Annotated in this window: 12 protein-coding genes and 2 pseudogenes; 5 read left to right on the top strand and 9 right to left on the bottom strand. The window is 68.8% G+C overall.

The genetic code is table 11. The annotated features are described in order from the left end of the window. Positions 1–11: 11 nt before the first annotated feature. The gene (locus A8G15_RS14480; RefSeq protein ID WP_068160738.1) at positions 12–707 is read left to right on the top strand and encodes a class I SAM-dependent methyltransferase; all 696 of its coding nucleotides are present in this window, start codon (positions 12–14) and stop codon (positions 705–707) included. Next, the gene (locus tag A8G15_RS14485) at positions 704–1204 is read left to right on the top strand and encodes a DUF1990 domain-containing protein (protein WP_068160583.1); all 501 of its coding nucleotides are present in this window, start codon (positions 704–706) and stop codon (positions 1202–1204) included. Before A8G15_RS14480 ends, A8G15_RS14485 begins: the two co-directional genes overlap by 4 nt. Here the strand turns inward: A8G15_RS14485 and A8G15_RS14490 are convergent. After that, positions 1170–2024: an HpcH/HpaI aldolase/citrate lyase family protein gene (locus A8G15_RS14490; protein WP_068160586.1), complete on the bottom strand. Its 855-nt coding sequence runs from the start codon at positions 2022–2024 to the stop codon at positions 1170–1172. The two genes, A8G15_RS14485 and A8G15_RS14490, sit on opposite strands and share 35 nt — an antisense overlap. 106 nt (positions 2025–2130) lie before the next feature. Between A8G15_RS14490 and rlmN the strand changes: the two genes are divergently transcribed. Next, complete coding sequence (gene rlmN / locus A8G15_RS14495) at positions 2131–3240, top strand: dual-specificity RNA methyltransferase RlmN (RefSeq protein ID WP_068160588.1); 1110 nt, start codon at positions 2131–2133, stop codon at positions 3238–3240. Between the two features lie 51 nt (positions 3241–3291). On the opposite strand, the pseudogene A8G15_RS14500 reads toward rlmN, so the two are convergent. From A8G15_RS14500 to A8G15_RS14515, 4 genes and pseudogenes are all read right to left on the bottom strand, one after another. Beyond that, positions 3292–3737 (bottom strand): annotated as a pseudogene (locus A8G15_RS14500) (SRPBCC family protein). A 335-nt stretch (positions 3738–4072) separates the two neighbouring features. Further along, positions 4073–4894: an ABC transporter ATP-binding protein gene (locus A8G15_RS14505; protein ID WP_068160596.1), complete on the bottom strand. Its 822-nt coding sequence runs from the start codon at positions 4892–4894 to the stop codon at positions 4073–4075. Then, on the bottom strand, positions 4891–5559 hold the full coding sequence (locus tag A8G15_RS14510; RefSeq protein WP_068160599.1) for a FadR/GntR family transcriptional regulator: 669 nt from the start codon (positions 5557–5559) through the stop codon (positions 4891–4893). The genes A8G15_RS14505 and A8G15_RS14510 overlap by 4 nt, the downstream gene beginning before the upstream one ends. A 137-nt stretch (positions 5560–5696) precedes the next feature. Then, positions 5697–6581: pseudogene (locus A8G15_RS14515) on the bottom strand (LysR family transcriptional regulator); the annotation flags it as partial. A 71-nt stretch (positions 6582–6652) separates the two neighbouring features. Between A8G15_RS14515 and dapA the strand changes: the two are divergent. Together dapA and A8G15_RS14525 are read left to right on the top strand one after the other, a co-directional pair. Next, complete coding sequence (gene dapA / locus A8G15_RS14520) at positions 6653–7588, top strand: 4-hydroxy-tetrahydrodipicolinate synthase (RefSeq protein WP_068160602.1); 936 nt, start codon at positions 6653–6655, stop codon at positions 7586–7588. Positions 7589–7716: 128 nt separating this feature from the next. After that, positions 7717–9366: a 2-isopropylmalate synthase gene (locus A8G15_RS14525; RefSeq protein WP_068160605.1), complete on the top strand. Its 1650-nt coding sequence runs from the start codon at positions 7717–7719 to the stop codon at positions 9364–9366. Between the two features lie 10 nt (positions 9367–9376). Here the strand turns inward: A8G15_RS14525 and A8G15_RS14530 are convergent, their stop codons facing one another. The 4 genes from A8G15_RS14530 to A8G15_RS14545 are packed head-to-tail and all read right to left on the bottom strand — an operon-like array spanning position 9377 to position 13060. Next, positions 9377–9976: a carboxymuconolactone decarboxylase family protein gene (locus A8G15_RS14530; protein WP_068160740.1), complete on the bottom strand. Its 600-nt coding sequence runs from the start codon at positions 9974–9976 to the stop codon at positions 9377–9379. Between the two features lie 37 nt (positions 9977–10013). Next, complete coding sequence (locus A8G15_RS14535) at positions 10014–10757, bottom strand: SDR family NAD(P)-dependent oxidoreductase (RefSeq protein ID WP_068160608.1); 744 nt, start codon at positions 10755–10757, stop codon at positions 10014–10016. Continuing rightward, entirely contained in the window at positions 10754–11581 is an 828-nt protein-coding gene (locus A8G15_RS31845) for a TauD/TfdA dioxygenase family protein (RefSeq protein WP_068160617.1), read from the bottom strand. Before A8G15_RS31845 ends, A8G15_RS14535 begins: the two co-directional genes overlap by 4 nt. Before the next feature lie 48 nt (positions 11582–11629). Further along, the gene (locus A8G15_RS14545) at positions 11630–13060 is read right to left on the bottom strand and encodes an aldehyde dehydrogenase family protein (RefSeq protein WP_068160620.1); all 1431 of its coding nucleotides are present in this window, start codon (positions 13058–13060) and stop codon (positions 11630–11632) included. Positions 13061–13071: the final 11 nt, after the last annotated feature.

Below are 13071 nucleotides of genomic sequence, written 5' to 3' on the forward strand. Positions count from 1 at the left end.
CCGATCGAGGGGTGATCGCCAGCCCCAACATCTGGCACTGGCCCGCGGTCTACGAGGAGGAGAACCGCGCCCAGGACACCCGTGGCGCCGTGTACGCGGCGCTGCGGGAGGCCGCGGACTGGGCGGGTGCCGACGTCCTCGACATCGGCTGCGGCAGCGGATTCCACCTGCCGATGTTCGCGCGGGACGCGGGCACCGTCATCGGTGTCGAACCGCATCCGCCGCTCGTCGACCTCGCCCGCCGGCGCACCGTGGCCGACGAGACGATCACCGTCGTCCCGGGCGACGCCGAGAAACTGCCGCTGCCGGACAGTAGCGTCGACCTGGTGCATGCGCGCACCGCCTACTTCTTCGGGCCCGGCTGCGGGGCGGGGATCGCCGAGGCCCTGCGTGTCCTGCGCCCCGGCGGGGCACTGGCCGTCGTGGACCTCGACGCGACCGCGCACCCCTACGGGCGATGGATGCGCGAGGACCTCCCGCACTACGACCCGCCCGCTGTCGAGGCGTTCTTCGCGGCTCAGGGCTTCGATCTGCGACGTATCGACACCGAGTGGGCGTTCCCCGACCGGGCGGGCCTCGAACGTGTCCTGGGCATCGAGTTCTCGCCGCGCATCGCGGATCGGGCGGTGCGCGAGACATCCGGCACCACCCTGACCGTCCGGTACCGGCTGCACATCCGCCGGAAACCACGGGGCCTGGAACTGTGACGCGACCGGGCGGGCTCACCTATCCGGAGGTCGGGGCGACCGCCGGCCCGCTTCCGACCGGCTACGACCACACCGTCCGGTCCCGCATCATCGGCACCGGGGACCGCACCTTCCGCCGCGCCGCCGAATCGATCGCCGGGTGGCAGCTGCACCGACGCGCCGGTGTCGCGGTGACCGCGGACTCGCCCGTCGCCACGCGCGGTGCGCACGTGTCCCTCCGGTTGCGGTGGGGACCGTTCGTCATCACCGCGCCGTGCCGGGTCGTGTACGTCGTCGACGAACCGCGACGTCGCGGATTCGCGTACGGCACCCTGCACGGCCATCCCGAGCGGGGGGAGGAGTACTTCGGCGTCGAATGGTGTGGCGACGACACCGTGGTCCTCACGATCCGGGCGTTCTCTCGGCCCGCCACCTGGTGGTCACGTGCGGGCGCACCGGTCGCCCGGGCGGTCCAGCGGCGAATCACCGACCGCTACCTGCGTTCCCTCGACGAGTGACGGCGACACCGAACGCCCGGGCCAGGGTGGTGATCTTCTTCGCCTTCGCCAGTTTCGGCAGGTCGCTGCCGTCCCGGACGCCGCTCCCATCCTCGCCGAGCCGGTCGATCACGTCGTGTGCCCAGATCACGTCCTCGGTGCTCGGGCTGAGCGCCGCATTCGCGTAGGGCGCTCGCTCCGGGGTCATGCACAGTTTCCCGGTCATCCCCATCGAGCGGGTCAGCTGCGCTTCCTGCTCGAGCGAGGCGGGGTCGTCGGTCAGGGACGGCCCGTCGATCGGTCCGGGCAGCCGCGCGGCCCGGCTCGCGATCACCAGCCGCGAACGCGGGTAGGCGAGCGCGAGCGGTGTGTCCCCGACCCCGGTGTCGCGGCGGAAGTCGCCGCTCCCGAACACGAGCCGGAACGTGCTGTCGGCCCGGGCGATCTCCGGGGCGGCTTCGAGTCCCGTCGCGGACTCGATCAGGACCAGGATCCGGGTGCCGTCCGGCAGTCGGTCGGCGGTCGCGTCGACCTGCTGGCCGCTCTCGGTCTTCGCGAGCATCACGCCTTCGAGTCCGGGCGTTGCGCGGAGCGCGTCCAGGTCGTCGGCCCAGAAGGCGGTGGTGGCGTCGTTGATCCGCACCCACGCGGTGCCACCGCCGCGCAACCAGTCCACGACCCCGGCTCGCGCGTCCGGCTTGTCGGCGGCCGGCACGGCGTCCTCGAGATCGAGAACGACCGCATCGGCACGGGACGCCGCGGCCGGGTCGAAACGGTCCGCTGCGTGGCCGGGGACGAGCAGCCATGACCGGGCGAGTTCGGGTCGGATCCGAGTGGACATACTTCGATGGTCCCGCGCTTTCGGGCACCGCGGGGCGAACCGGGCGCAATCACCGTTACCCATCGCACACCGGGGCACCACTCGCATCATGGGATAATCGGTGATTATGGCCTCTTCACTGCCCCTGGTTTTCGACGCACCCAAGCGCGGTATGCCTCCGCGTCACCTCGCCGACCTCGACTCCGAGCAGCGGCGTGAGGCGGTGCGGGACCTCGGGCTGCCCGCGTTCCGCGCCGATCAGCTCGCCCGCCAGTACTACGGGCGGCTCGAGGCGGATCCGGAGAAGATGACGGATCTGCCCGCGGCGATGCGGGACAAGGTCGGCGAGGCGTTGTTCCCGACACTCCTGACCCCGGTCAAGCACATCGCGTGCGACGGCGGGGAGACCCGCAAGACGTTGTGGCGGGCCGGAGACGGCACGCTGCTCGAGAGCGTGCTCATGCGTTACCCGGACCGGGCGACGCTGTGCATCTCCAGCCAGGCCGGGTGCGGCATGGCCTGCCCGTTCTGCGCGACCGGTCAGGGAGGCCTGAACCGCAACCTGTCCACGGCGGAGATCGTCGATCAGGTCAGAGCCGCCGCTGCCGCATTGCGTGACGGCGACGTCGCCGGTGGACCGGGCCGGCTGTCCAACGTGGTGTTCATGGGTATGGGGGAGCCGCTCGCGAACTACAAGCGGGTCGTCGCCGCGGTGCGTCGGATCACGTCTCCGGCACCGGAGGGCCTCGGGTTGTCCCAGCGGTCGGTGACCGTGTCGACGGTCGGGCTGGCCCCGGCGATCCGCCGGCTGGCGGACGAGGATCTGCACGTCACACTCGCCGTGTCGCTCCACACTCCCGACGACGAACTGCGCGACACGTTGGTCCCCGTCAACAACCGCTGGCCGGTCGCGGAGGTGCTCGACGCGGCCCGCTACTACGCGGACAAGACCGGTCGCCGCGTCTCGATCGAGTACGCGCTGATCCGCGACGTCAACGACCAGCCGTGGCGTGCCGACATGCTCGGCAAGAAGCTGCACAAGGCGCTCGGCCCGCTCGTGCACGTGAACCTGATCCCGCTCAACCCGACTCCGGGCAGCAAATGGGACGCCAGCCCCAAGGATGTCGAACGCGAATTCGTGCGTCGTGTCCAGGCACAGGGCGTTTCGTGCACCGTGCGCGACACCCGCGGCCAGGAGATCGCGGCGGCCTGCGGACAGCTCGCCGCTGAGGGCTGAGGGCCTGTCCGGACAGGCACCGCTCGTGCGGTGACGCGCCCGGGTGCTGCGTCAGTCTTCTGCGGTGAGCAGGTCGGCGAGGTTGTCCAGGCTGGCGCGCACGACACGCGAGTACGCCGCACTGACGATGGGGTCGGCCAGCTTTCCGAAGATTCCTCCGAGCCCGCTCTCGGTCTCGAGGCGATAGGTGAACCGCGTGCCACCGTCGGTCTCTTCGAGTTTCGATGTGTTGGTGAAATCCACCTTGCCGTCCACGGATTTGCCCGAGATCAGCTTCTGCGGTTCGTATTCGGTGAACTCGGTCACCCAGTCGACGCGCTTGCCCAGGAGGCGGTTGACCCCGCGCCATCGGGTGCCACTCCGATCTCGCCGTCGGTGATCTGTTCGCATTCGAGGATCGACGTTTCCCAGGACGGCCAATTGCGCGCCTCGGTGAGGAAGTCCCACACTTCCGAGACGGGGCGGGAGATGACGACGGATTCTTCGGTAACCGGCATGATGATCACTTCCCGAGTGATGAAACGTTGACACGGCGTTGCTGTTCCCCCGGCGTGGCTGTTCCCCCGGATGTCCCGATCGTGCGGGACCCTGAATCGGACCCGCCCCACGGCATCGATCGCAGAGCGGTCTGCTCGAAATCGTACGCTGATGTCCATCGGTTGTCCCCGATGGTTAGCCGGTGAAAGTGACTGGGTGCGGCGGAGTTCGGGAATGTGCCTGTCCGAGAACGGACATCGGCCCGGGATCCGTCGGCCGCCCGCACCATACGAAGAATCCGTTGGTGCAGTTGAGTTTTGCGTCCTTTGCGCGGAATGTGTTTCGGTGATGTGGTTTACGGATGGGCGGCGGCCGGCACGGGTGTCCGCGGACCACGGCGTGCGCGTGCGGCCCACCGTCCGTCGGTCCGGGCCACCTCGATCGGGTGCTCGAACGCCGTGCTGATCGTCTCGGTGGTCAGTACCTCCTGGACCGGTCCGGCACGGAGGATTCGGCCGTGTGCGACGACAACGACGTGATCGGTCGTCGAGGGGAGTTCTTCGAGGTGGTGGGTGACGAGGATCGACGCCAGGTCGGGCGCGGTCCGGCGGAGCGCGTCGATGCTCTCGAGCAGCTGTTCGCGTGCTGCGACGTCGAGGCCGGTGGTCGCCTCGTCCAGAAGGAGGAGCCGGGGATCGGAGGCGAGGGCCCGGGCGATCAGCGTTCTGCCTCGCTCGCCCTGGGACAGTGTCGGCCACACGGCGTCGTCGCGCGGGCCGAGCCCGACCTCGTCGACGAGAGCCGCCGCCCGCTCCCGCTCCGCCGCGGTCGGCGACCACCTCGGCGGTAGATCGACGGTCCCGGTGAATCCGGTGAGGACGACATCCGTGACCGTCAGCGGCGAGCGCAGCGGATGACGCGGATCGACGTGGCCGATGTCGCGACGCAGCTCCTGCATGTCGACGCGTCCCAGCCTGCGTCCGAGGACCTCGACGGTGCCGGATGTGGGGTGTGTGCGAGCGCCGCAGAACCCGAGGAGCGTGCTCTTGCCGGCCCCGTTCGGCCCGAGCATCGCCCAGTGCTCGCCTCGATGGACCGTGAGATCCACCCCGTGGAGGATCTGCGTGCCGTTGCGCCGGAACGTCACGTCCCGCAGCGCGAGGACCGGGCTCGTCACGCCAGTGCCTCCTTCAGGAACAGCAGGTGCGCCCGGCTCGACGCCGTTGCGGCGCGATCGTCGCGGTCGGCGATCGCGTCGGCGAGGAGGGCATGCGCGTCGTGGTCGGGGCCCGATCCCCATTCCCCGTGGAGCCGGAGCATCTCGATCATGGCCTGCCGCACCCGTGGCGTGAAGCCGTCGAACAACTCGATCAGGATCGGATTGTGCGATGCCGCAACGACACTGCGATGGAAGGCGGTGTCGGCATCGACGTGTTCCTCGATGGACCCGCGGCGCTGCGCTCGGGCGGCGAGGGTTCGCCTGATCGCGCGCAGATCGGCCGGGGTCCGGCGCGCAGCGGCGAGGGCGGCGGCTTCGGTCTCGATGGCGATGCGTGCTTCCAGGACGGTGACGATATCGGTGCGGCGCAGCACTGTGTCCCAGTCCTCGCGGACGTCGAGTGCGGTCACGAAGACCCCCGAACCCTGCCGTGTGGTGAGCACACCGTGTCCCGCGAGTTGCCGGATGGCTTCCCGGACGGTGGAGCGCCCGACGCCTAGTTGCGGGGCGAGGGTCGTCTCTCCGGGCAGGCGCTCGCCGAGTTCCCATTCGCCGGAACGAATCCGGGCCAGCAACAGTTCGGCGGCCTGGTCCGCCAAGGAATGTCTCCGGACCTGCGCCACGGTCGCACCCTCTCTGCTTGTCTGAGGAATCGTACCCAGACTACCCGTCGGCGCGTCGGCGGCCGCCGGCGGTGTGCGACCCGCCCGTCGGCGACGGCCGATCCGTGTGGCCGGCCGGTGGCGGAGCCGGGTTGCGGAAACGCCGCCGCTGCCCGGTGCAATTCGGCGGCCACGGCGGTGAGAATCGGCTGGGACCTGCTTCCGGCGCGGTACGCGATGCGGGTGCGGCGGCCGATCGGCAGGGCGGTGAGCACGACGCCGTCGGGCACGTCGGTGAGCCCGAGCTGGGGCACGAGCGCGACTCCGGCACCCGCGGCGACCAGTTGCAGCACGGTGGCGAAGTCGTCCACTCGATGGGCCACCTGCGGGTCGAATCCTTGATTGAGACAGCTGCGCACCGCCATCGTGTGGCACAGCGTCCCGGAATTGCCGACGATCCATCGGCTGTTGGCGTGGCTGCCGATCACGGCCTCGGCCGGGACGCCCGGGACGGTCGTCGAGGCCAGGTGCACCGCTTCGTCGAGCAGAGGTTCGAGTTCGATGCCGGCGCCCATGGTCGACGGCACGTTGTCGTATTCGTGCACGAGCGCGATGTCCAGGTGATCGCCGCGCAGCAGGTCCGGGACGTCCGCCGGATCGACCTCCGTGACCGTCGGTTCGAGACCCGGTTCGGTGCGGCCGAGTTCGATCAGCGCCGGCAACACGATCGTCCGCAACGCGGTCGGAAACGCCCCGAGCCGCACCGTTCCGGTCAATCCGGTCTCACTCGCGGCGAGCGCGGCCAATGCTCGTTCCAGATCGGCGAGGATCACCTCGGTGTGCTCGACCAGCACCGTCCCGGCCGCGGTCAGGCGAACGCGTCGACCGGTGCGGATCAGCAGCGGCCGCCCGGCTTCCCGTTCGAGAGCCGACAGCTGCTGGGACACGGCCGAGGGCGTGTAGGACAGCGCCGCCGCGACCGCCGCGATGGTGCCGCGATGGGCGAGTTCGCGCAGCAGACGGAGTTTGCGGAGATCGAGCATCAGTTCAGCTTACGTATCGCATCACGAAGGGTAACTGGACCTGCAGGCTTTGTGGGATAAGGCTCGGGGGTATGACTTTTCACCCCTCGGGAATCCTCGTCCCGCTCGTGACCCCGTTCACCGCCACCGGCGACCTTTCCGGCACCGACCTGGAACGGCTCGCGCACACCGTGATCGACGACGGCGCCGCCGGCCTCGTGGCCTTGGGTACCACCGCCGAGGCGGCCACGTTGACCGCGCAGGAGCGCCGCGACGTCGTCCGGGTCTGCGCCGCGGTGTGCCGCGACCGCGGGGTTCCCCTGATCGTCGGCGCCGGAACGAACGACACCGCCGGGACCGGGCGCGCCCTCGACGATCTCGGCGCCGACACCGATGCCGCGGCGGCGCTCGTGGTGGTTCCGTACTACACCCGCCCGTCCGAGGCCGGTGTCGTCGCCCACTTCGAGTACCTCGCCGATCACAGCCCTGTGCCGCTCGTCCTGTACAACGTGCCGGACCGCACCGGGCAGCGGCTCGGGTGGGAAGCGATCGCGCGCCTGTCCGAGCATCCGCGGATCGTCGGACTCAAGCAGGCAGTCGGTGCCGTCGATCCGGACACCGCCCGGCTGTTCACCGAGTGCGCGGACGGGTTCTCGGTGCTCGCGGGGGAGGACACGCTGATCTCGCCGTTGCTCGCGATGGGAGCGGCGGGGGCCGTCGCGGCGACCGCGAACGTGTGCACGGCCGAACTCGCCGAATTGTTCGGGCTCTGGCGTGCGGGGCAGGTCGAGCAGGCGCGGGAATTGGGCAATCGGCTCGCCGGCCCGGCGAGCGCGCTGATGGGTCCGCCCAATCCGGTCGGGATCAAGGCAGTGCTGCACGCGCACGGCCGGATCTCCACACCGAACGTCAGACTCCCGCTGCTGCCGGTCGACGACGGCGAGTCGATCGTCGCCGCCGTCGACCGGCTACGGGTGCGGCCGGCGCGCCGGGACTCCGAGGAGACAGTGCGCTACTTGTCTGAGTAGTTTGCTACAGTCGGATCATGCTCGTGCGCGGACGACTCCTTCTTCGCCACGACGGGGTGTAGCCGGACCGGCTCCCGTCGTGGAGCTCACCCCTGCGCCGGTCACCCCGTCTTCTGTGAGGAAAACCCATGACCGGCAGCACCTTTCCCAATATCCGTACCCCCGAGGGGCCCGTTCCGCCGAATGCCCCGGCGTGGAATCGGCAACGCGGCTCGCAGATGCCGTCCCACCGCTACCGGGACGTCCACTCCCGAGTCGACGTCCCGGTGAGCGAACGTCACTGGCCGACCCAGCGTCTCACGCACGCACCGCTGTGGGTTCCCGTCGATCTGCGCGACGGGAACCAGGCTCTCGCAGAACCGATGGACCCCGCGCGCAAACGGCGCTTCTTCGAGCTGATGATCGCGATGGGGTACAAGGAAATCGAGGTCGGCTACCCGTCGGCATCCCAGACCGACTTCGATTTCGTGCGACTGCTCGCCGACACCGCCATCGCGCCCGCCGACGTCACGATCGCAGTGTTCACACCCGCACGCCGCGACCTGATCGCCCGTACCGTCGACTCTGTGCGGGGAATCGCCAACCCTGTGGTGATCCACATGTACACCGCGACCGCCCCGATATGGCGGGATGTCGTCCTCGGGCACGGTCGCGAGGACCTGACGGAACTCGTGCTGGCCGGTGCGCGTGACGTCCTCGCGTTCGCCGGCAACATGCCGAACGTGCGCTTCGAGTTCTCCCCGGAGGTCTTCAACCTCACCGAGCCCGACTACGTCCTCGAACTGTGCGACACCCTGACGGAACTGTGGGATGCGTGCCCCGACCGTCCCGTGATCGTGAACCTGCCCGCGACCGTCGAGATCGCGAGTCCCAACGTGTACGCCGACCAGATCGAATACATGCACAGGAACATCGCGCGTCGGGACAGCGTGATCCTGTCCGTCCACCCGCACAACGATCGCGGCACCGGCATCGCGTGCGCGGAACTCGCGGTCCTCGCCGGTGCGCAACGAGTCGAGGGCTGCATCTTCGGCAACGGCGAACGTACCGGAAACGTCGACATCGCCACGCTCGCACTGAATCTCCACGCTCAGGGTATCGACCCGATGATCGACTTCTCCGACATCGACGAGATCCGCCGGACCGTCGAGTACTGCAACCGCATCGACGTGCATTCGCGCCACCCGTACGTCGGAGACCTGGTGCACACGGCCTTCAGCGGCACCCATCAGGACGCCATCCGGAAAGGCTTCGCCGAGCATCGTGCCCGGGCCGCTGTGGAGGGCCGGCCCGAGCGTGAGATCGAGTGGAGGGTCCCTTATCTGCCGATCGATCCGGCCGATATCGGCCGGACGTACGAGGCGGTGATCCGGGTCAACTCCCAGTCCGGCAAGGGCGGCATCGCGTACCTGCTGGAAACCGAGTTCGGCACAGTCCTGCCGCGACGCCTGCAGATCGATCTGGCCCGGCACGTGCAACGACACACCGACGCGTCCGGCGGTGAGGTCACGGCACGGCAGGTGTGGGAGATCTTCGACCGTGCCTACTTGGGCGCGCCGGATTCCGATCCGGAGTTCGGCACGATCGCGCTGCACGAACACCTTATCGAGGTCCTCGCCGTGCACGACACCGTCGTCGGGACCGACACGCTCACCCTGGTCGAGTTCCGCCACGGGGGAGGTACCGAGTGGGCGGCCGGCAGATCCGATACCGTCGAGCGGGCACGCGCGGCAGCGATCGCCGCCGCGGTGTCGAAGTCGGGTGCGTGCGTCTCGTGAACGCGTTCGGTCAGTGTGGCATCACCGTCTTGCCGGCGGCGGGAAGGTGGGGGACGAGCTCGTCCTCGGGTTCGATCCCGAACGAGCGCAATGCCATCGCCAGCATCGAGTACGCGCCGACGGTGAACACCAGATCCATCAGCTGTTGATCGTCGAGCTCCGTGGACAGTGCCGTCCACGTCTGCGCGCCGATCGTGCCGTCGTCGAGCAGTTCGTCGACCGCCGCGAGCATCGACCGTTCGGAAGGTGAGAACTGTTCGGCACCGGGATCGTCTGCGACGAGCGCGATCTCGGTGTCGGTGAGTCCGGCCCTGCGGGCCAGCAGCACGTGCTGAGCCCACTCGTAGTCCGAACCGCGGTGGGCGGCGACGCGCAGCACCAGCAGCTCCCGTTGTCGGGGGGACAGCGATGTTCCGCGCAGCAAGTGCGAATTGAACGTCAGGAACGACTGCGTCAGCTCCGGATAGCGGGCCAGGGTGCCGAGCAGGTTCGACCCGGACGCGCGGCCCTGCTCGGGTCCTGCGCTCGCAACGGACGAGCGGTACCCCGAGACGAACGCGGCCATCTCGGGGGACCACTGTTCCACGGGCAGGGGCGGTATCCGGGTCATCTCGTCGGCTCCTCGCTTCCGTTCCGTGCCGGCCTGCTCATGTGTTGCGGCCACCGTTGACCCCGAACACCTGGCCGGTGATGTATCCGGCTTCCTCCCGTGCCAGGAACGCGCAGGCCGCCGCGACATCCGAGGGATGGCCGATCCGGCCGACCGGCGTCCGGGCGGTCTGCGCGTCCAGGTCGACGAAACCCTTCTCGACGGTGCGGCGCAGCATCGGGGTGTCGATGAACCCGGGCGGAATCGTGTTGACGGTGATGCCGTGCCTGCCGAATTCGAGCGCCAGAACCTTCGTCAGCCCCACCACCCCCGATTTTGCCGACACGTAACCCGCCAGTCCCGGGGAGCCGCTGTGCACGCTCGACGACGAGATGTTCACGATCCGGCCCCATCCCTCGGCGATCATGTCCGGCAGCACCACCTGACAGCAGTCGAAGGTGCCGGTGAGGTTGATCGCGATCGAACGCGCCCACAGTTCCGGCGTGACGTCGAGGAACGGCGAATCCAGGGTGAGCCCGGCATTGTTGACGAGGATCGTGGGCCGGCCGAGCCGAGCGCGTACCTCGTCGACACCCGACTCGATCTCGTGGCGATCGGTGACATCGACGCGCAGTCCCAGTGCCTTGCCGCCGTTGTCCTCGATGCCGGCCGCCACCGCCTCGGCGGACGCGGCATCGACGTCGAGGACCGCGACGGTGTTGCCCTCGTCGGCGAGCCGCTGCGCGATGGCCTCGCCGATGCCCGACCCCCCGCCCGTGACGATCGCAGTGCGCCCGCTCAACTGATCGCCTCCGTACCCAGCAGTGTCGATCGGTGCATCCGGCGCGGCTTGTCCCGGTCGAACGGGCACGCCCGATGCACGAGGCCGGTGTTGTCCCAGATGACCATGTCGCCTTCGGACCATTCGTGCCGGTACACCAGATCGGGTGCGGTGGCGCGTGCTTCGAGGTCGTCGAGAAGGGCGCGGCCGTCCTCGACGTCGAGTCCGACGATGTGCGAGGTGGTTGCTCCGAACACCAGTGAACGCCGCCCCGAATCGTGCTCCCAGACCAGCGGCAGCTCCCGCACCGCGCGTGACGCCCACTCCTCGATCTGCTCGGGGGTCGGATCCGGGTACGTGAGGCGCTGGATCGCCTCGAACGTGTGCACCACGCGCAGCGTCGAGAAGTACTCCTTCTCCTCATCGGTCAACGCGTCGTACGCCGCGTAGGTGCTCGCGAACTCGGTTTCGCCGCCCTCGGCAGCGGTGACCCGGGCGGTGAGGACCGACGCCTTGGCGGGGATCTCGTCGAGCGCTCCGTCGATGTGCCAGTAGTCGTTGCTCGCGAAGTACTCCTTGTTCGGGTTGTCCGGCTCGAAGCTGATCTCCATGATCTCGGGGATCCGGTACTTCGGGAACAGCGCGAGTTCGCCGAGACGGCGGCAGAACTTCACCTGCGCGTCATCGTCGATGTGCAGTTCCCGGAACAGGATGACGCTGTGCTCCTCGAGTAGGTCGAGAAGCGCACCGGGCACGGTGTCGTCGGTGAGCAGACGCTCGACGCCGACGTCGAGGATCTCGACGCCGATGTCGTCGGTGAGCTTCTTGGTGGCAAGAGTGGGCATGGATGTCCTCACTGTCGGCGGCCGGGTATGCCGTGCCCGGCGGCGGTGTCAGTCCTGCTGGGGCTCGTAGCCGAGGATCGCCTTGACCTCGAGATAGTCGTGGAAGCCGAATTCGCCCCACTCGCGCCCGTTGCCGCTCTTGCGGTAACCGCCGAACGGCGCATGGAAGTCGAACGCGTCGTTGATCGCGACGTTCCCGGCCCGGATGCGTCGCGCGACGGCACGGGCCCGGTCGGGGTCGGTACCGGCGACGAACCCGGCGAGTCCGTACTCGGTGTCGTTGGCGATCTCGACGGCGTGGTCGATGCTGTCGTACCCGATGATCGTCAGGACCGGACCGAAGATCTCTTCACGGGCGATCGTCATGTCGTTCTTCACGTCCGCGAAGACGGTCGGCTTGACGTAGAAGCCGGTGCCGAGTCCGGCGGGCCGGCCCGGACCGCCGGTCACGAGGGTGGCGCCTTCGTCGATGCCCTTCCGGATCAGGCCTTGAACCTTGTCGAACTGTGCCTTCGAGACGACCGGGCCGATCACGAAGTCTCCGTTCGGATCTCCCACGGTGACCTGTTCGGTGGCGGCCCGGGCGGCCTCGGCGGCCTCGGCCATGCGCGCGGCGGGGACGAGCATGCGCGACGGTGCGCTGCACGTCTGCCCGGAGTTCATCATCATCGTGGCGACACCCTTGGCGACGTTCCCGGCGAGGTCGGTGTCGTCGAGAACGATGTTCGGGCTCTTGCCGCCGAGTTCCTGGGTGACTCGTTTGACTCCGGGTGCGGCGTTGGTTGCGATGTCGATGCCAGCCCGGGTGGACCCGGTGAAGGAGACCATGTCGACATCGGGGTGACCCGACAGCACGCGACCGACACCGGGGCCGTCCCCCTGCACGAGATTGAACACCCCCGGAGGCACGCCGGCCTCGTCGAGGATCTCGGCGAAGATCTGTCCGTTGAACGGTGACTGTTCCGAGGGCTTGAGCACCATCGTGCAGCCGGTGGCCAGCGCCGGAAACACCTTGACAGCGATCAGGCTGATCGGCCAGTTCCAGGGTGTGATCAAGCCGCACACCCCGATCGGTTCCTTGACGATCAGGCTGGCGCCGCGCTGCTCCTCGAAAACGAAGGCCCGAAGCGCCTCGATCGCCGTGGTCAGGTGGCCGAGACCCAGATTGACCTGGAATCCGTTGGCGAGTGCGGCGGGGGCGCCGATTTCTTCGGTCAGTGCCGCACCGAGGTCTCCCATACGCCGCTGGTACACGTCGAGGATCTTCTCGAGCAGTTCGAGTCGTTCCTCGCGGCTCGATGCCGACCACGCCGGGAAGGCGCGCCGGGCGGCGGCGACTGCCTTGTCGACGTCGGCCGGCGATCCGAGCGCCACCGTGCCGGCGACCTGTTCGGTCGCCGGGTTGACGACCTCGAACGTCTGCGGCCGTGCCGCGTCGGTCCACCGGCCGTCGATGTAGAACTTCAGATATTCGCGCATGGCAACCCGGT

Source organism: Rhodococcus phenolicus (assembly GCF_001646785.1).
Taxonomy (GTDB): Bacteria; Actinomycetota; Actinomycetes; order Mycobacteriales; family Mycobacteriaceae; genus Rhodococcus; species Rhodococcus phenolicus.